The sequence below is a fragment of the Streptomyces sp. NPDC048248 genome, assembly GCF_043201875.1.
GTDB lineage: Bacteria > Actinomycetota > Actinomycetes > Streptomycetales > Streptomycetaceae > Streptomyces.
Map to the genome: position 1 here is coordinate 21,456 of NZ_JBICZL010000013.1, position 15,922 is coordinate 37,377.

Genomic DNA, 15,922 nt, shown 5'->3' on the forward strand with positions numbered 1-15,922 from the left:
TCAGTCATGCCCCTGACCTCGACCCGCCGATCCGCGCTGGCCGACCAGGTGATCGCGCAGCTGCGCGGTCAGATCACCTCCGGGGAGTGGCCCGTGGGATCGCGCATCCCGACCGAGCCGGAACTCGTCGAGCAGCTCGGGGTGGCCCGCAACACCGTCCGCGAGGCCGTCCGGGCCCTCGCGCACAACGGGCTGGTCGACATCCGGCAGGGCTCGGGCACGTACGTCGTCGCGACCAGCGAGCTGGCCGGGGTGATGAACCGCAGGTTCGCCGACGCCGATCCGATGCATGTCGCCGAGCTGCGCAGCGCCCTGGAGGCGGAGGCCGCCCGGCTCGCGGCCCGCCGGCGTACCGCCCAGGACCTGCGGCAGATCGACGCGCTGCTGGAGCGGCGCGAGGAAGCCTGGGAGTCCGGTGCCGCGGAGACCTTCGTGGAGGCGGACGCGACGTTGCACATGGCGATCGTGGCGGCCTCGCACAACGACGTACTGGCCGAGATCTACGCCGACCTCGGGGGTGTGCTGCGCGACTTCCTGCGCGCCGATGTCGGCAAGGTGCTGCGGCCCGAGGCGCACATGGACCATGCGCGTCTGGTGGAGGCGATCCGCGCGGGCGACGGCGACCTGGCCGCCGCGGAGGCGAGCGCGCACCCCTTCGGCTGCCGGCTCACCCTGCTGGATCGTGGCTGACCCAGATGTCCTCGATCTCCTGCCAGCAGCGGCCGGAGAGGGTGACGCGCTGAGCGGGGCCGACCGCTTCGGCGAGGGAGTCCACGTCAGGGTCGTACCAGCGCTTGCACTCGATGTGCAGGCGTACGCGGCTGATGTTGCCGTGAGGGTTGAAGCAGGTGGCGGTGGCGGTGCTGCGGACGACGGTGGTGCGGCACTGTGCGTGCGGCACCTCCTGCGGATCGTCGGACCCCACGGGTGGCACTGCCCGTGCGGCCGGTGCGGTGACCCCCGCGAGGGCGGCCAGGGTGATCGTCAGGGCTGCCGTACGGCGTCGTGATACGGGCACGCCGGTACCTCCTCCCCACGATGCGCCGGGCGGGTCCCGGACACCTCACCCAGTGTGTGGGGAGCGTCGCCGCTTCTCGACTCGAAAACGCGTTCTGCCCGCCCCGGCGGACCGGGACGGGCAGTACGGATGCGCTTCGGGCGTCAGGCGCCCATCATGTGCACGCCGCCGTCGACGTGGACGATCTCACCGGTCGTCCGGGGGAAGAAGTCGGACAGCATGCCGACGACGCCGCGGCCGGCCGGCTCCGGGTCGGCGAGGTCCCAGCCGATGGGGGCGCGGTGGTTCCACACGTCCGCCAGCTCCTCGAAGCCGGGGATGGACTTGGCGGCCATCGACTTGATCGGACCGGCCGAGACCAGGTTGCAGCGGATGCCCTTGGGGCCCAGGTCACGCGCGAGGTAGCGGTTGGTGCTCTCCAGGGCCGCCTTGGCCACGCCCATCCAGTCGTACTTCGGCCAGGCGATCTGCGCGTCGAAGGTGAGGCCGACGACCGCGCCGCCGTGCTCCATGAGCGGCAGGCAGGCCATGGTCAGCGACTTGTAGGAGTACGCCGAGACCTGCACCGCGGTGCCCACGTCCGACCACTCCGCCTCCAGGAAGTTGAAGGCGCCCTGCGGGCCGAAGGCGATGGAGTGGACGATCCCGTCGATCCGGGCGCCCTCGCCCTGGTGCTCGCGGATCTTGTCGGCGAGGGTGTCGAGGTGCTCCTGGTTGGTCACGTCCAGCTCGATGACCGGCGCGGGCTTGGGCAGCCGCTTGGCGATCCGCTCGACGAGGGAGAGCCGGCCGAAGCCGGTGAGGATGACCTCGGCGCCTTCGTTCTGGGCGACCTTGGCCGCCTGGAACGCGATCGACGACTCGGTCAGAACACCCGTGACCAGGATGCGCTTGCCTGCAAGGATTCCACTCATGCTGATCAGTGACCCATGCCCAATCCGCCGTCGACAGGAATGACGGCTCCGGTGATGTACGCGGCCTCGTCCGAGGCCAGGAAGCGGACCGAGGCGGCGATCTCCTCGGGCTGCGCATAGCGCGCGAGCGGAACCTGCTTCACGATGTTCTCCCGCTGCTCGTCGCTGAGCACACGGGTCATGTCGGTGTCGACGAAGCCGGGGGCGACGACGTTGACGGTGATGTTGCGGCTGCCGAGCTCCCGTGCCAGCGAGCGGGCGAAACCCACCAGACCGGCCTTGGAGGCGGCGTAGTTCGACTGCCCGGGGCCACCCATCAGCCCGACCACGGACGAGATGAGCACCACCCGTCCCTTACGGGCCCGCAGCATCGCGCGGTTGGCCCGCTTGACCACCCGGAACGTTCCGGTGAGGTTGGTCTCCAGGACCGAGGTGAAGTCCTCCTCGGACATCCGCATCAGCAACTGGTCGCGGGTGACACCGGCGTTCGCCACCAGCACCTCGACCGCGCCCTGCTTCTCCTCGATCTCCTTGTATGCCTGCTCGACCTGCTCGTTGTCCGTGATGTCGCACTTCACGGCCAAAAAGCCCTCGGGGGGCTCGCCCGAGCGGTAGGTGATGGCGACCTTGTCGCCTGCCTCGGCGAAGGCTCGGGCAATGGCAAGGCCAATGCCGCGGTTGCCTCCGGTGACCAGAACCGAGCGGCTCAAGAGATCACCCTTTCCTGTTCCTGTCCGTCCTGAGTTCGGTACGAAACTATCGGTAGCGGGGCCCGTACGGGGAATCGAGCCCGGACAGGGGCGCGCGCCGCGCACTGTCGGGTCCCCACAGAACCGCGGTGCACGCCCCTTACCCAGGCGCCTCCCCGGCGGGCCGAAGCACCACGGCGCGCGCCCGGCGCGGTCTGGGCCGGGCGCGCCGCGCAGGGCATGATGCAGGCGCCGACTACGGGAGGATGCCGTGCCTGCTTCACCCCATGCCCCTGACGAGACCTTTCTGGCGCTGCCCCGGCACGCGCTGGCCGACGCCGCGCTGGCACGGGCCCGCGCGCTGGGCGCCGAGCACGCCGACTTCCGCCTGGAGCGGGTGCGCAGCGCGGCCTGGCGGCTCCGGGACGCCCGCACGGCCGGAACCTCGGACACCACCGACCTCGGGTACGCGGTGCGGGTGGTGCACGGCGGGGCCTGGGGGTTCGCGTCCGGTGTGGATCTGACGATGGACGCGGCGGCGCGGGTGGCGTCCCGGGCGGTCGCGATGGCCAAGCTGTCGGCGAAGGTCATCGACGCGGCCGGCTCCGACGAGCGGGTCGAGCTGGCGCCTGAGCCCGCGCATCCGGACCGTACGTGGGTGTCCTCGTACGAGATCAATCCGTTCGACGTGCCGGACGCCGACAAGACCGGGCTGCTGGCGGAGTGGAGCGGCCGGCTGCTGGCGGCGCCGGGGGTGGCGCACGCGGACGCGTCGCTGCTGACCGTCCAGGAGAACAAGTTCTACGCGGACACCGCGGGCACCAGCACCACGCAGCAGCGGGTGCGGCTGCAATCCCAGCTGACCGCCGTCGCGGTGGACCCGGTCACCGGTGAGTTCGACTCGATGCGCACCATCGCGCCGCCGGTGGGCCGCGGCTGGGAGTACCTGACCGGCGGCCACTACGACTGGGACGGCGAGCTGGAGCGGATCCCCGGGTACCTCGCGGAGAAACTGCACGCGCCGAGCGTCGAGGCGGGCGCCTACGACCTGGTGGTGGATCCCTCCAACCTGTGGCTGACGATCCACGAGTCGATCGGGCACGCGACCGAACTGGACCGCGCGCTGGGCTACGAAGCGGCGTACGCGGGCACCTCGTTCGCCACCTTCGACCAGCTCGGGAAGCTCGCGTACGGCTCCGAGATCATGAACGTCACCGGCGACCGGACCGCGGAGCACGGCCTCGCCACGGTCGGCTACGACGACGAGGGGGTGGCCGCGCAGTCCTGGGACCTGGTCCGCGGCGGCACTCTCGTCGGCTATCAACTCGACCGCAGGATCGCGCGGTTGACGGGCCTCGGGCGCTCCAACGGCTGTGCCTACGCGGACTCGCCCGGACATGTGCCGGTCCAGCGGATGGCGAACGTCTCGCTCCAGCCAGCGCCGGACGGGCCCTCCACGGAGGAGCTGATCTCGGGGGTGGAACGCGGCATCTACGTCGTCGGTGACCGCTCCTGGTCGATCGACATGCAGCGCTACAACTTCCAGTTCACCGGCCAGCGGTTCTTCCGCATCGAGAACGGCCGGCTGGCGGGGCAGCTGCGGGATGTCGCCTACCAGGCGACCACCACCGACTTCTGGGGCTCGATGAGCGCGGTCGGCGGCCCGCAGACCTACGTCCTGGGCGGTGCCTTCAACTGCGGCAAGGCCCAGCCGGGGCAGATCGCAGCGGTCTCGCACGGCTGCCCCTCGGCCCTGTTCGAGGGCGTCAACATCCTGAACACCACGCAGGAGGCCGGCCGATGAGCCCTCGCACCAGTACCCCGCACGAGATCGTCGAGCGGACCCTTGAGCTCTCGCGGGCCGACGGCTGCGCGGTCCTCGCCGACGAGCACTCCAGCACCAATCTGCGCTGGGCGGGCAACGCGCTCACCACCAACGGTGTCACCCGGGGCCGGACGCTGACCGTCGTGTCGACCGTGGACGGCAGGCAGGGCACCGCGTGCGGAGTGATCTCCCGTTCGGCGGTGACGGCGGCCGATCTGGAGCCGCTGGTACGGGCAGCGGAGGCGGCCGCACGCGAGGCGGGGCCGGCCGAGGACGCCCAGCCGCTGGTCGGCGGCACCGCGGCCGCGTCCGCCGACTTCACCGACGCGCCCGCCGAGACCTCCTCCGACGTCTTCGCGGAGTTCGCGCCGGCGCTCGGGGAGTCCTTCCGGCAGGCCGGGGACGGCGGTCGCGAGCTGTACGGCTTCGCCCACCACGAGGTCGTCTCGACCTACCTGGGCACCTCGACCGGGCTGCGGCTGCGGCACGACCAGCCCACCGGGACGCTGGAGCTGAACGCCAAGTCGGCGGGCACCACAGCGGCCGCCGCCCGCTCCGCCTGGACCGGCCGCGCGACCCGCGACTTCACCGACGTCGACCCGCGCGAACTGGACGCGGAGCTGGCCCGTCGGCTGCGCTGGGCCGAGCGGCGGGTGGAGCTGCCGGCCGGGCGGTACGAGACTCTCCTGCCACCCACCGCCGTCGCGGACCTGCTGATCTACCAGATGTGGTCGTCGGCCGCCCGGGACGCCGTCGAGGGCCGCACGGTCTTCTCCAAGCCGGGCAAGGGCGACGACGACGCGTCCCGGCCCGGGGCGGGCACCCGGCTGGGCGAGCGGCTCTCCGAGCTGCCGCTGACGCTGCGCAGCGATCCGCGGGCGCCCGGCCTGGAGTGCGCGCCGTTCGTGGTGGCGCACACTTCCGGCGACGACGCGTCGGTCTTCGACAACGGGCTGCCGCTCGCGCCGACCGAATGGCTGCGCGACGGGGTGCTGAACCGCCTGGTGACCACCCGGCACAGTGCCGCACTGACCGGTCTGCCGGTGGCGCCCGGCATCGACAACCTCCTGATGGACGCGGGTGGTTCACGCTCCCTGGAGGAGATGGTGGCGGCGAGCGGGCACGACGGTCCTGCCCTGCTGCTGACCTGCCTGTGGTACATCCGCGAGGTCGACCCGGCGACGCTGCTGCTGACCGGTCTGACCCGTGACGGGGTCTATCTGGTCGAGAACGGCGAGGTCGTCGGAGAGGTCAACAACTTCCGCTTCAACGAGTCGCCGGTGGGCCTGCTCTCCCGCGCCGTGGAGGCCGGCCGTACGGAGCGGACGCTGCCACGCGAGTGGAGCGACTACTTCACGCGGGCGGCGATGCCGGCGCTGCGCATCCCGGACTTCAACATGAGTTCGGTCAGCCGCGGCGTATGAGCCCGGCGGCCCGGCCGGTGCCCCTGGCCCGGCCGGGCGATCACCGGCTCGCGGGCGAATAGACTGTCCGCTTGTCCTCCCCTTGTGGGAACACCGATCGATCAGGAACGCCATGACACGCCTCGGCGAATCCGTCGCCCGCGCCACGACCCTGCTCTCCACCGACCTCTCCGCGGACGCGACCGTCCAGGAGCTGCTCCAGGAGACGGGCGCGCGGCGCTATCTCGACCTGACGGACCTGCCCGCCAAGGAGCAGGCCGAGCTGATCGCGAGCCGGACCGTCGAGGTCCTGCCGGGCGTGGACAAGCTGGCCGAGCGGATCGAGGAGCGCCGGGCGGCAGGGCGGGGCCTGCACATCAAGCTGGGCATCGACCCGACGGCGACCGACGTGCACCTCGGTCACGCCGTGCCGCTGATCATCCTCAGCCGGTTCCAGCGGCTCGGGCACGACGTCACGCTGATCATCGGTGACTTCACCGCCAAGATCGGCGACCCGTCGGGCCGTACCGCCGAGCGTCCCCCGCTGACCGACGACGACATCGCGCAGAACCTCGCGACCTACCGCGAACAGGTGCGCCCCTTCTTCGACTTCGAGAAGGTCAGCTTCCGGCAGAACAGCGAGTGGCTGGCGCCCTACACCTTCCCCGAGCTGCTCTCGCTGCTCGCGCAGGTGCCGGCCTCGCAGCTGCTGCAGCGCGAGGACTTCCGCAACCGCCTGGCCGCAGGGTCCGGTCTGACGATGACCGAGCTGCTCTACCCCATCGTCCAGGGCCTGGACTCGGTGGCGCTGGAGTGCGACGTCGAGCTGGGCGGCTCGGACCAGCTGCTCAACCTCCAGATGGGCCGCAAGCTCATGGAGCTGCGCGGTCAGCAGCCGCAGCTGGTGGTGACCATGCCGCTGATCGAGGGCACGGACGGCACCGGCGCGAAGATGTCCAAGTCCAAGGGCAACTACGTCGGGCTGAGCTCCCCCGCCGACGATGTCTTCGGCAAGATCATGTCGGTGCCCGACCGGCTGATGGAGCCCTACCTCAAGGCCTGGACGGAGTGGACGGACGAGGAGATCACCCTCGTCCTCGGCCGCGTCGCGGACCGCTCGCTGCACCCGATGGACCTCAAGAAGATCCTCGCCGGTGAGGTCGTCACGGCGCTGTACGGCCTGGACGCGGCGATGGCGGCGCGGGCCGGGTTCATCGCGCAGTTCTCCAAGAAGTCGTTCGCCGACGTGGACTCGCTGCCGGTCGTCGACGTCGCCGCGCACGGCACGGAGACGGTGGCCGCGGTGCTGACCAAGCTGCTGGAGTTCACGCCGAGCGCCTCGGCCGCGCGCCGGCTGGCCAAGCAGAACGCGCTGCGACTGGTCGTGGAGGGCGAGGGCGGGCAGCAGACCGTGGTGCTCGCCGAGGCCGATTCGGTGCTCCCGCTGGCCGAGGTGCTGGCCGCGAAGCTGGCCGGCACGGCCGGTACGGCGTACCTCAAGGCGGGGCGCAAGCTCGCGCAGCTCGAAGGGCGCTGACGCGCAGGGCATGACATGACCGGCGGCCGGTGCGTCAGCGCACCGGCCGCCGGTCGTGTGGCAGGGCCTCGCGGGGACGCGGGGCGGGAGCGGTGTGCCGGATCTAGGTGGTCCGTCTCCTGTGCGCGCGCAGGCCGGCCCAGAGGCGGTCGCCCACGCCGACGATGAGGACCGCGCCGACCAGTTGCAGCAAGTGGCGCATCCAGTCGATGCCCTCGGTCTCGTTCACTCCGATACCGGTGGCCACCCAGTTGCCCAGGACGCTGCCCAGCATGCCGAAGATCACGGTCAGCCAGAGGGGGATCGCCTGTTTGCCCGGGATGATGGCCTTCGCGATCAGACCCAGGACCAGACCGAGGATGATGGCCCACAACCAACTCATGTCGCCTCCTCGTGGGGCGCGGAGCACGTACCCGTGCCACGCCAGTGTCGCTCCGTGCGAGCTACGGCGCACGCCGGAGCAGGGGGTGGGCACAACGTCGTAGGGCACAGGGACGCACCGCGGCAGGACCCGGTCTCGAACCCGACGCAGCCGCGGCGTACCGTGGAATCCGCCCGGAAAGCGGGATCATCCGGCACAACTGACCAGGTGGTGGAATGTGATGCGGAAGCACAGCAGCACCGAGGCCTTCCGGATCACCGGGGCGCGCCAGGGGCTGTCCGAGGACGTGCGCGGACGGCAGCGCCGCTATGTGATCTCCATGTCGGTGCGGACCGTGGCCGTGATCCTGACCGCCGTGCTCTGGAACGTCCAGCGGCCGATCGCCATCGCGACGCTGGTACTGGGCATCGCGCTCCCCTATATCGCGGTCGTCATCGCCAACGCGGGCCGGGAGAACGCCCCTTCACTGCCCTCGACGTTCGTCGCCGCGCCGACCAGGCCGATGCTGACGGCGGGAAGTCCGGTCACGCCCGCGGAGCCCGCGGCAAAACCGTCCGGTCCTCCTGGGCCGGACGCGTCGGAGTCGCGGACCGCGGGAACCTGACCCCTCGGGGCCGTCCGCAAAGCTCAAGAAAAGCTCAGATCAATCATGTGGTTCCGGTGCACCCGGCACCAGTGCCCGTGACATACTGCGTACGCGCTCCGCATCCCCCGTCGGAGCGACGGACCGACGCCGGGCGGCTCCCCCCGTGGCTGCCCGGCGTCGCCATGTCCGCGCCCGGGTACGGGACGTAGGGTTGAGGCCGTGAACTCCCCGAACTCCCCCGAGAACGCCGTCATCTGCTCCGCCAAGGGCTGTCGCGCACCCGCCGTGTGGGTACTGGCCTGGAACAACCCGAAGCTGCACACCCCGGAGCGCCGCAAGACCTGGCTCGCCTGCGACGAACACCGCGAGCACCTCTCCCAGTTCCTCGGCGTCCGCGGCTTCCTGAAGGACGTCGTGACCCTGGAGGAGTGGGAGGCGCAGGCGTCCGACAGCTGAGCGTTCGCCCATCCCCCGCCCGCCGGAGGGCTCAGCCCCCGATTGCGGACATCGGGCGGTCGGGCTGGAGGAAGGTGGGGTCGTCCAGGCCGGAGCCTGCCTTCTTGCCCCACATCGCGAGTTTCCAGATGCGGGCGATCTCGGCGTCGGGGGCGTCCGAGCGGAGGGCGGCACGCAGGTCCGTCTCCTCGGTGGCGAACAGGCACGTACGGACCTGGCCGTCGGCGGTCAGGCGGGTGCGGTCGCAGGCCCGGCAGAACGGGCGGGTGACGGAGGCGATGACGCCGACGCGGTGCGGGCCGCCGTCGACGATCCAGCGCTCGGCCGGTGCGGAGCCGCGCTCGTCCCGGCCCTCGGCGGTCAGCTCGAACCGGGTACGCAGCGAGGTGAGGATGTCACCTGCGGTGATCATGCCGTCGCGCTTCCAGCCGTGCTGGGCGTCGAGCGGCATCTGCTCGATGAAGCGGAGCTCGTAGTCGTTCGCCACCGCCCAGGCGAGGAGGTCGGGGGCCTCGTCGTCGTTGAGGCCCGGCATCAGCACGGTGTTGACCTTGACCGGGGTCAGTCCGGCGTCGCGGGCCGCCTCCAGACCGCGCAGCACGTCCTCGTGCCGCTTGCGGCGGGTCATGGTCTGGAAGACGTCCGGCCGCAGGGTGTCCAGGGAGACGTTCACGCGGTCCAGGCCGGCGTCGCGCAGCGCGGTCGCGGTGCGCTGCAGGCCGATGCCGTTGGTGGTGAGCGACATCTTGGGGCGGGGGGTGAGGGCGGCGACGCGCTCGACGATGCCGACGAGGCCGGGGCGCAGCAGGGGCTCACCGCCCGTGAAGCGGACCTCTTCGATGCCGAGGTCGGTCACGGCGATGCGGATCAGCCGGACGATCTCGTCGTCGGTGAGCAGATCCGGCTTCGCGAGCCACTGCAGGCCCTCCTCCGGCATGCAGTAGGTGCACCGGAGATTGCAGCGGTCGGTCAGCGAAACGCGCAGGTCGGTGGCCACGCGACCGTAGGTGTCGATGAGCACGAGGTCCCCTCCCCGAGAGTCCGATCAGTACGCTTCGAGCCTACGCGATGCGTTCGCCGAGGAGCAGACCTGAGAAGCACGAGGTGGGCGGGGTGCCCTCGTAGATCTCTACGAGGGCACCCCGCCCACGGGCTGTGCTGGTGCCTCAGTGCGCTCCGGTTCCGGTCAGGGAGCGGACCTCCAGCTCGGCGTACTTCTTCACGTCCGGCTCCTCCTTGGACAGGAGGGATCCCAGCCAGCCGAGCAGGAAGCCCAGCGGGATGGAGATCAGGCCGGGGTTCTCCAGCGGGAAGTAGGCGAAGTCCACACCCGGGAACATCGACGTCTCCTTGCTGGAGACGACGGGCGAGAAGAGGACCAGCAGGACCGAGGAGGCCAGGCCGCCGTAGATCGACCACAGGGCGCCGTTGGTGGTGAAGCGCTTCCAGAACAGGCTGTAGAGGATCGTCGGGAGGTTGGCGGACGCCGCTACGGCGAAGGCCAGGGCCACCAGGCCCGCCACGTTCAGCCCGCGGGCGAGGACGCCGAGGGCGATGGCGACGGCGCCGATGCCCACCGTCGCCCAGCGGGCCGCGCGGACCTCTTCCTTCTCACTGGCCTTGCCCTTGCGGATGACGTTGACGTAGAGGTCGTGCGCGAAGGACGACGAGGAGGCCAGGGTGAGTCCCGCGACGACGGCGAGGATGGTCGCGAAGGCCACCGCCGAGATGACCGCGAGCAGGATCGCGCCGCCCGTGGAGTCCGCACCGCCGCCGATTTCCTGGGCGAGCAGCGGTGCCGCGGTGTTGCCCGCCTTGTTGGACGCGATGATCGTCTCGGGCTTGATCAGGGCGGCGGCACCGAAGCCGAGCGCGATGGTCATCAGGTAGAAGACGCCGATGATGCCGATCGCCCAGTTCACCGACTTACGGGCGGCCTTGGCCGTGGGCACCGTGTAGAAGCGGATGAGGATGTGCGGCAGGCCGGCGGTGCCCAGGACGAGCGCGATGCCGAGGGAGATGAAGTCGATCTTCGAGGTGGCGCTGGCGCCGTACTTCAGGCCGGGCTCCAGGAAGGACGAGCCCTTGCCGCTGTTCTCGGCGGCGGCACCGAGCAGGGTGGAGATGTTGAAGTTGAACTTGAGCATCACCAGGAAGGTGATCAGCAGCGTGCCGGCGATCAGCAGGACGGCCTTGACCATCTGCACCCAGGTGGTTCCCTTCATGCCGCCGATGGTGACGTAGAGGATCATCACGATGCCGACGATGACGACGACGAGGATTTTGCCCGCCTCGCTGGTGATGCCCAGGAGCAGGGTGACCAGGGCGCCGGCGCCGGCCATCTGGGCGAGCAGGTAGAAGATCGAGACGATGATGGTGGAGGTGCCCGCGGCCGTCCGGACCGGGCGCTGGCGCATGCGGTAGGCGAGGACATCGCCCATCGTGAAGCGGCCCGAGTTGCGCAGGGGTTCGGCGACCAGGAGCAGGGCCACCAGCCAGGCGACGAGGAAGCCGATGGAGTAGAGGAAGCCGTCGTAGCCGAAGAGGGCGATGGCGCCGGCGATGCCGAGGAACGACGCGGCGGACATGTAGTCGCCGGAGATCGCCAGGCCGTTCTGGAAGCCGGTGAACTGCCGGCCCCCGGCGTAGAAGTCCTCCGCCCCCTTGGTCTGCCGGCCCGCCCAGACGGTGATGGCGAGGGTGGCCAGGACGAAGGCCGCGAAGAGCGAGATGATCAGGGGGCGGTGCTCACCCGCGCCGCCGGCCGCGAGCGGGAGGGTGTGCGCCTGCTGGATGAGGTTCATGCGTCGCCCTCCAGGCGGGACTTGATGGCCTCGGCCTTGGGGTCGAGCTTGGCTGCGGCGTGCCGGGCGTACCACCAGGCGATGAGGAAGGTGGTGACGAACTGGGCGATGCCGAGAACGAAGGCGACGTTGACGTTGCCGAAGACCTTCAGGCCCATGAAGTCGCCCGCGTAGCTGGAGAGCAGCACGTACGTGAGGTACCAGAGGATGAAGGCGATGGTGAGCGGGAAGGCGAACGAGCGGTATGAGTGACGCAGTGCGGCGAATTCCGCGCTCGACTGCACCTGGGCGTAGTCGGGCGGCTCGTGCGGCCCCGGGGCGGAAGGCGGTGCGGTGCTCACGGAATCTCCTGACGCGTAGTTGCCGGCGGGAAGGCCGTTGGTAAGAATCAGTTAAGTGATCCGGATCACGCATGGTAGAGGCGTGGCAAACGATGCGACAGGGGGCTGTTGGTTGAATTCCAGAGGATTGGCCGGACGGACCGCCACCGCTCGGGGGACGCTTCGTTGAGACGGTTGTGAAACCGCCTCCCCCGCAGGCCCCGCAGCCGTCCGACCCTCGTCGGCGCCCCTACGGCAGCGTCCGGCTGCCGGCCCCGCTCGCCGTCCCGCCCATGGTGCCGCGGCCGGCCGGCAGGGAGCGGCGCCGGTGGTACGGCCCACGGATCGCCCTGCCGCCGCTGAGCATCGGAGCCCTGCGGCGCGCCCCGTGAACGACTCGGCCCGATTCATGTGACGCGGCGTCAATATGCCATATGTGCCAGGTTTTCGGCCGAGTCCATTGCTGTTCCTCGGTGATCGCGGATAACTTCACGAGTCATTGCATCCGCCCGTGCGCACACCGTGCACGGGCGGTCTCACGGATGATGTGGAGTACCCATGGCGCATCCCCGATCCAGACGGGTGCGGGCGTTGGCCGTCCCGCTCGGACTGGCTCTGACGGCATCCCTCGGTTTCCTCCCGAACGCGGCCACCGCCGCGTCGCAGGACACCGCTCCGGCCGCTGCCGTCTCGACCGACGGCCCGCTGCTTTCGTATGTCGTGAACACCACCCCGGACCGGGCCACGGTCGGCAGGGTGTCGAAGGAGATAGCCAAGGCCGGGGGGAAGGTGGTCACCGCTCATCAGCAGATCGGTGTGATCGTCGTCCATTCGGCCAACCCCCGGTTCGCGGAGTCGATCCGCACCGTGCAGGGTGTGCAGTCCGCGGGCGCCACCCGCACCTCGCCGCTCAAGGCGTCGGGCACCACCGACATCGGCAAGCCGCAGAAGGTCGCGCTGCCGAAGTCCCAGCTCAAGGCCGCCGCGGCAGCCAAGGCGAGCGGCGAGGAGCCGCTGGAGCCCCTGCAGTGGGACATCCCGGCGATCAAGGCCGACAAGGCCGCGAAGGTGAACCCCGGCAGCAAGAAGGTCACCGTCGCCGTCATCGACACCGGTGTGGACGACACCCACCCGGACCTGAAGGCGAACTTCTCGGCGAAGCAGTCCGCCAACTGTGTGGGCGGCGTGGCCGATACCTCCGCGGGCTCCTGGCGTCCGTACGACCCGGACAACGACTACCACGGCACGCATGTCGCCGGCTCGATCGCCGCGGCCCGCAACGGCGTGGGCGTGGCGGGTGTCGCCCCGGGCGTGAAGATCTCGGCCATCAAGGTCAGCGAGCCGGAGACCTCCCTCTTCTTCGCCGAGAGCGTGGTGTGCGCGTTCGTCTTCGCGGCCGACCACGGCGTCGAGGTCACGAACAACAGCTACTACGTCGACCCGTGGATGTTCAACTGCAAGGATGACGCCGACCAGGCGGCCATCGTTGACGCGGTCGGCCGGGCCGCGAAGTACGCCCAGCGCAAGGGCGCGATCAACGTCGCCGCCGCGGGCAACTCCAGCTTCGACCTCGCGGCTGCCAAGATCGCCGACAACAGCAGCCCGAACGACTCGACACCGGTCGAGCGCACCATCGACCCGAAGACCTGCTGGGACGTCCCGACCCAGATCCCGGGCACGGTGACGGTCGCGGCGACCGGCGTGCACAAGCTCAAGTCGTACTACTCGAACTACGGCCTCGGCCAGATCGATGTGGCGGCCCCGGGCGGCGACTCGCGGCAGGTGCCCGAGCTGCCCGCCAAGCACGGCAACATCCTCTCCACGATGCCGGGCGGCGACTGGGCCTACCTGGCCGGCACGTCCATGGCGTCGCCGCATGTCGCGGGTGTCGCGGCGCTGGTCAAGAGCGCCCACCCGAAGGCGAGCCCGCAGGAGATCCAGTGGCTGCTCAAGGAGCAGGCCGACAACCCCGGCTGCCCCACGGGTGACGCCACCTGCACCGGCACGAAGCATGTCAACAGCCACTTCGGCTACGGCATCGTCGACGCGCTGGACGCAGTGAAGAAGTAACTCCCCCGATGGGCCGGGTGGTTCGCCACCCGGCCCGTTGCAGGGCCCTACCGCGGGCTATTGGGCGCTCGCGGTGGGACGGACGACGATTTCGTTGACGTCGACCTGCGAAGGCTGGGAAAGGGCGTAGGCAATGGCCTCCGCGATGGCGGAGGCGGGCAATGCCGCGGCGCGGTAAGTCTTCATGGCCTCCCTGGCTGCAGGGTCGGAGATGCTGTCGGCGAGTTCGGATGCGGTCACGCCCGGGGAGACGAGGGTGACCCGGATGTTCCCGGTGGACTCCTGGCGCAGCCCTTCGGAGATCGCGCGGACGGCGAACTTGGTGGCGCAGTAGACGGCGGCGGTGGGCGAGACCTCGTAGGCGCCGACGGAGGCGATGTTCACGAAGTGCCCGCCGCCCTGAGCGCGCATCGCGGGCAGAGCAGCGGCGATACCGTGCAGGACTCCCCGCACATTGACGTCGACCATGCGGTCCCACTCGTCGGTCTTCAGCGCTTCCAGCGGCGAGAGCGGCATCACTCCGGCGTTGTTGACCACCACGTCCACGCGGCCGTAGCGCTCGCGGGCCGCGGACACGAAGGCGCGGACATCGTCGGCATCCGTGACGTCCAGCCGTTGGAACGCCGCAGTGCCGCCCGCGGCGGTGATCTCCCGGGTCAGCGCGTCGAGGCGATCGGTGCGCCGTGCTCCGAGGAACAAACGGTGGCCGTCGGTGGCGAGTCGGCGGGCGGTCGCCTCGCCGATCCCGCTGCTCGCTCCGGTGACCGCCACGACCTTGGCTGTGTCTGTCATGTCTGCTGTTCCTCTCGGTGGAGCACGAGGTGCTCGTGCTGGAGCACGCCATCGCGGACGTCGCCCGTCGCGTGGAACGCGGAGTCGTCGACGCAATCGACGTGCCTGCCGGACACCGTGTCGCGGCCCGTGTCTGTGTGCGGCGCTGTCCTGCCCGACCGAGTCTGGACAGGCCGAGGAGCACCGACCAGGACGGGTGCTGCCTGGGTGCGGTGCACCCAGGCAGCACACCGCTCCCGCGTCCTAGCCTGAGGACATGACCGACAACCACCTGGGAGAGTTCCTCCGCGCACGCAGGGCGGGCCTACGGCCGCAGGACATCGGCATGGCGAGCTACGGCGTGCGCAGGGTCACCGGACTGCGCCGTGAAGAGGTTGCGGTCCTGGCCGGGGTGAACGCGGATTACTACACCCGCCTGGAACAGGGGCGCGAACGCCACCCCTCGGCCCAGGTACTCGACGCGCTCGGCCGCGCCCTGCGACTGGACCCCGATGCCCACGCACACCTGCACCAGCTGGCCGGGACAGCGTCCATCAGCCGGTTCACCCACACCACGGACCGCGTCGGTCCCGCCCTTCGCCAGCTGATGGACGGCTACCCGGGCGCAGCGGCGTTCGTCATCAACCCGACCTTGGACGTCCTGGCGAGCAACGCCCTGGCCGATGCCCTGTACTCACCCTTCGAGCAGGCCGACAATTTGGCCCGCATGACCTTCCTCGATCCGGCAGGCCGACAGTTCTACACCAGGTGGAGTCGCACGGCGCAGGCCACCGTGAGCCATCTGCGGCAGGCGGCCGGCCTCGACCCGGACAACCCACGGCTGCGGGAACTCGTCCGTGCCCTCAGCGAGCACAGTGCGGACTTCACCCGCTTGTGGAACACCCACGCCGTACGTGGCAAGACCCAGGACGCCAAGCACTTGCTCCACCCGGACGTCGGACCCCTGGCGCTCACCTACCAGGCCTTCGACGTACGCGAAGCTCCGGGCCAGCAACTTGTCATCTACCAGGCCGAACCCGGCAGCCCCAGCGCCCAGGCCATGGGCCTGCTCGGCTCCCTCCACGCCACCTCGGATCAGGCCGCCCTGTAGCCGGAAGAGAGGGCGGCCGGGATCTGCCGAGCAGTC

General features: G+C 70.2%; 17 protein-coding genes. 8 read left to right on the top strand and 9 right to left on the bottom strand.

The features are described 5' to 3' along the window. Nucleotides 1-6 precede the first annotated feature (6 nt). The gene (locus ACGFZW_RS27220; RefSeq protein ID WP_393895860.1) at nucleotides 7-690 is read left to right on the top strand and encodes a FadR/GntR family transcriptional regulator; all 684 of its coding nucleotides are present in this window, start codon (nucleotides 7-9) and stop codon (nucleotides 688-690) included. On the opposite strand, the gene ACGFZW_RS27225 is transcribed toward ACGFZW_RS27220, so the two are convergent. The 3 genes from ACGFZW_RS27225 to fabG form a co-directional block, all read right to left on the bottom strand. Then, the gene (locus tag ACGFZW_RS27225; protein ID WP_393895861.1) at nucleotides 668-1,018 is read right to left on the bottom strand and encodes a hypothetical protein; all 351 of its coding nucleotides are present in this window, start codon (nucleotides 1,016-1,018) and stop codon (nucleotides 668-670) included. The two genes, ACGFZW_RS27220 and ACGFZW_RS27225, sit on opposite strands and share 23 nt — an antisense overlap. Before the next feature lie 143 nt (nucleotides 1,019-1,161). Continuing rightward, the gene (fabI, locus tag ACGFZW_RS27230) at nucleotides 1,162-1,932 is read right to left on the bottom strand and encodes an enoyl-ACP reductase FabI (protein WP_393895862.1); all 771 of its coding nucleotides are present in this window, start codon (nucleotides 1,930-1,932) and stop codon (nucleotides 1,162-1,164) included. 5 nt (nucleotides 1,933-1,937) lie between these two features. Next, nucleotides 1,938-2,642, bottom strand: coding sequence for a 3-oxoacyl-[acyl-carrier-protein] reductase (fabG, locus tag ACGFZW_RS27235; RefSeq protein WP_393895863.1), 705 nt, complete (start codon nucleotides 2,640-2,642; stop codon nucleotides 1,938-1,940). Between the two features lie 250 nt (nucleotides 2,643-2,892). On the opposite strand from fabG, the gene ACGFZW_RS27240 reads away from it, so the two are divergent. From ACGFZW_RS27240 to tyrS, 3 genes are all read left to right on the top strand, one after another. After that, on the top strand, nucleotides 2,893-4,425 hold the full coding sequence (locus ACGFZW_RS27240; RefSeq protein WP_393895864.1) for a TldD/PmbA family protein: 1,533 nt from the start codon (nucleotides 2,893-2,895) through the stop codon (nucleotides 4,423-4,425). After that, nucleotides 4,422-5,870 (top strand): metallopeptidase TldD-related protein, encoded by a 1,449-nt coding sequence (locus tag ACGFZW_RS27245; RefSeq protein ID WP_393895865.1) that lies wholly within the window; start codon nucleotides 4,422-4,424, stop codon nucleotides 5,868-5,870. The genes ACGFZW_RS27240 and ACGFZW_RS27245 overlap by 4 nt, the downstream gene beginning before the upstream one ends. Before the next feature lie 112 nt (nucleotides 5,871-5,982). Next, nucleotides 5,983-7,386: a tyrosine--tRNA ligase gene (gene tyrS / locus ACGFZW_RS27250; protein ID WP_393895866.1), complete on the top strand. Its 1,404-nt coding sequence runs from the start codon at nucleotides 5,983-5,985 to the stop codon at nucleotides 7,384-7,386. Between the two features lie 103 nt (nucleotides 7,387-7,489). On the opposite strand, the gene ACGFZW_RS27255 is transcribed toward tyrS, so the two are convergent. Continuing rightward, nucleotides 7,490-7,768: a GlsB/YeaQ/YmgE family stress response membrane protein gene (locus ACGFZW_RS27255; protein WP_393895867.1), complete on the bottom strand. Its 279-nt coding sequence runs from the start codon at nucleotides 7,766-7,768 to the stop codon at nucleotides 7,490-7,492. 220 nt (nucleotides 7,769-7,988) lie between these two features. Here ACGFZW_RS27255 and ACGFZW_RS27260 point away from each other — a divergent pair, with 220 nt between their 5' ends. Beyond that, nucleotides 7,989-8,372 carry a DUF3099 domain-containing protein gene (locus tag ACGFZW_RS27260; RefSeq protein ID WP_393895868.1) on the top strand — a complete coding sequence of 128 codons (384 nt, stop codon included), beginning with the start codon at nucleotides 7,989-7,991 and terminating at the stop codon, nucleotides 8,370-8,372. Between the two features lie 201 nt (nucleotides 8,373-8,573). Further along, on the top strand, nucleotides 8,574-8,810 hold the full coding sequence (locus ACGFZW_RS27265) for a hypothetical protein (RefSeq protein ID WP_393895869.1): 237 nt from the start codon (nucleotides 8,574-8,576) through the stop codon (nucleotides 8,808-8,810). 31 nt (nucleotides 8,811-8,841) lie between these two features. Here the strand turns inward: ACGFZW_RS27265 and moaA are convergent, their stop codons facing one another. From moaA to ACGFZW_RS27280, 3 genes are all read right to left on the bottom strand, one after another. Further along, nucleotides 8,842-9,831: a GTP 3',8-cyclase MoaA gene (moaA, locus tag ACGFZW_RS27270; RefSeq protein ID WP_393895870.1), complete on the bottom strand. Its 990-nt coding sequence runs from the start codon at nucleotides 9,829-9,831 to the stop codon at nucleotides 8,842-8,844. A 145-nt stretch (nucleotides 9,832-9,976) separates the two neighbouring features. Next, entirely contained in the window at nucleotides 9,977-11,614 is a 1,638-nt protein-coding gene (locus tag ACGFZW_RS27275; RefSeq protein WP_393895871.1) for a cation acetate symporter, read from the bottom strand. Further along, nucleotides 11,611-11,955, bottom strand: coding sequence for a DUF485 domain-containing protein (locus ACGFZW_RS27280; protein WP_393895872.1), 345 nt, complete (start codon nucleotides 11,953-11,955; stop codon nucleotides 11,611-11,613). The genes ACGFZW_RS27275 and ACGFZW_RS27280 overlap by 4 nt, the downstream gene beginning before the upstream one ends. 537 nt (nucleotides 11,956-12,492) lie before the next feature. On the opposite strand from ACGFZW_RS27280, the gene ACGFZW_RS27285 reads away from it, so the two are divergent. Then, entirely contained in the window at nucleotides 12,493-14,004 is a 1,512-nt protein-coding gene (locus tag ACGFZW_RS27285) for a S8 family serine peptidase (RefSeq protein ID WP_393895873.1), read from the top strand. 57 nt (nucleotides 14,005-14,061) lie between these two features. Here ACGFZW_RS27285 and ACGFZW_RS27290 read toward each other — a convergent pair whose 3' ends face one another. Both ACGFZW_RS27290 and ACGFZW_RS27295 read right to left on the bottom strand, forming a co-directional pair. Then, entirely contained in the window at nucleotides 14,062-14,796 is a 735-nt protein-coding gene (locus ACGFZW_RS27290; protein ID WP_393895874.1) for an SDR family oxidoreductase, read from the bottom strand. Further along, nucleotides 14,793-14,987, bottom strand: coding sequence for an Atu4866 domain-containing protein (locus ACGFZW_RS27295; RefSeq protein WP_393896038.1), 195 nt, complete (start codon nucleotides 14,985-14,987; stop codon nucleotides 14,793-14,795). The genes ACGFZW_RS27290 and ACGFZW_RS27295 overlap by 4 nt, the downstream gene beginning before the upstream one ends. Before the next feature lie 65 nt (nucleotides 14,988-15,052). On the opposite strand from ACGFZW_RS27295, the gene ACGFZW_RS27300 reads away from it, so the two are divergent. Then, nucleotides 15,053-15,886, top strand: a complete 834-nt coding sequence (locus ACGFZW_RS27300) for a helix-turn-helix transcriptional regulator (RefSeq protein WP_393895875.1) — start codon at nucleotides 15,053-15,055, stop codon at nucleotides 15,884-15,886. The last annotated feature ends 36 nt before the right edge of the window (nucleotides 15,887-15,922 follow it).

Excerpts from the sequence above, each read along its gene's own strand:
- ACGFZW_RS27220 (WP_393895860.1), top strand. The coding sequence starts at position 7 with ATGCCCCTGACCTCGACCCGCCGATCCGCGCTGGCCGACCAGGTGATC.
- fabI (WP_393895862.1), bottom strand. The coding sequence starts at position 1,932 with ATGAGTGGAATCCTTGCAGGCAAGCGCATCCTGGTCACGGGTGTTCTG.
- ACGFZW_RS27245 (WP_393895865.1), top strand. The coding sequence starts at position 4,422 with ATGAGCCCTCGCACCAGTACCCCGCACGAGATCGTCGAGCGGACCCTT.
- tyrS (WP_393895866.1), top strand. The coding sequence starts at position 5,983 with ATGACACGCCTCGGCGAATCCGTCGCCCGCGCCACGACCCTGCTCTCC.
- ACGFZW_RS27255 (WP_393895867.1), bottom strand. The coding sequence starts at position 7,768 with ATGAGTTGGTTGTGGGCCATCATCCTCGGTCTGGTCCTGGGTCTGATC.
- ACGFZW_RS27260 (WP_393895868.1), top strand. The coding sequence starts at position 7,989 with ATGCGGAAGCACAGCAGCACCGAGGCCTTCCGGATCACCGGGGCGCGC.
- ACGFZW_RS27275 (WP_393895871.1), bottom strand. The coding sequence starts at position 11,614 with ATGAACCTCATCCAGCAGGCGCACACCCTCCCGCTCGCGGCCGGCGGC.
- ACGFZW_RS27285 (WP_393895873.1), top strand. The coding sequence starts at position 12,493 with ATGGCGCATCCCCGATCCAGACGGGTGCGGGCGTTGGCCGTCCCGCTC.
- ACGFZW_RS27290 (WP_393895874.1), bottom strand. The coding sequence starts at position 14,796 with ATGACAGACACAGCCAAGGTCGTGGCGGTCACCGGAGCGAGCAGCGGG.
- ACGFZW_RS27300 (WP_393895875.1), top strand. The coding sequence starts at position 15,053 with ATGACCGACAACCACCTGGGAGAGTTCCTCCGCGCACGCAGGGCGGGC.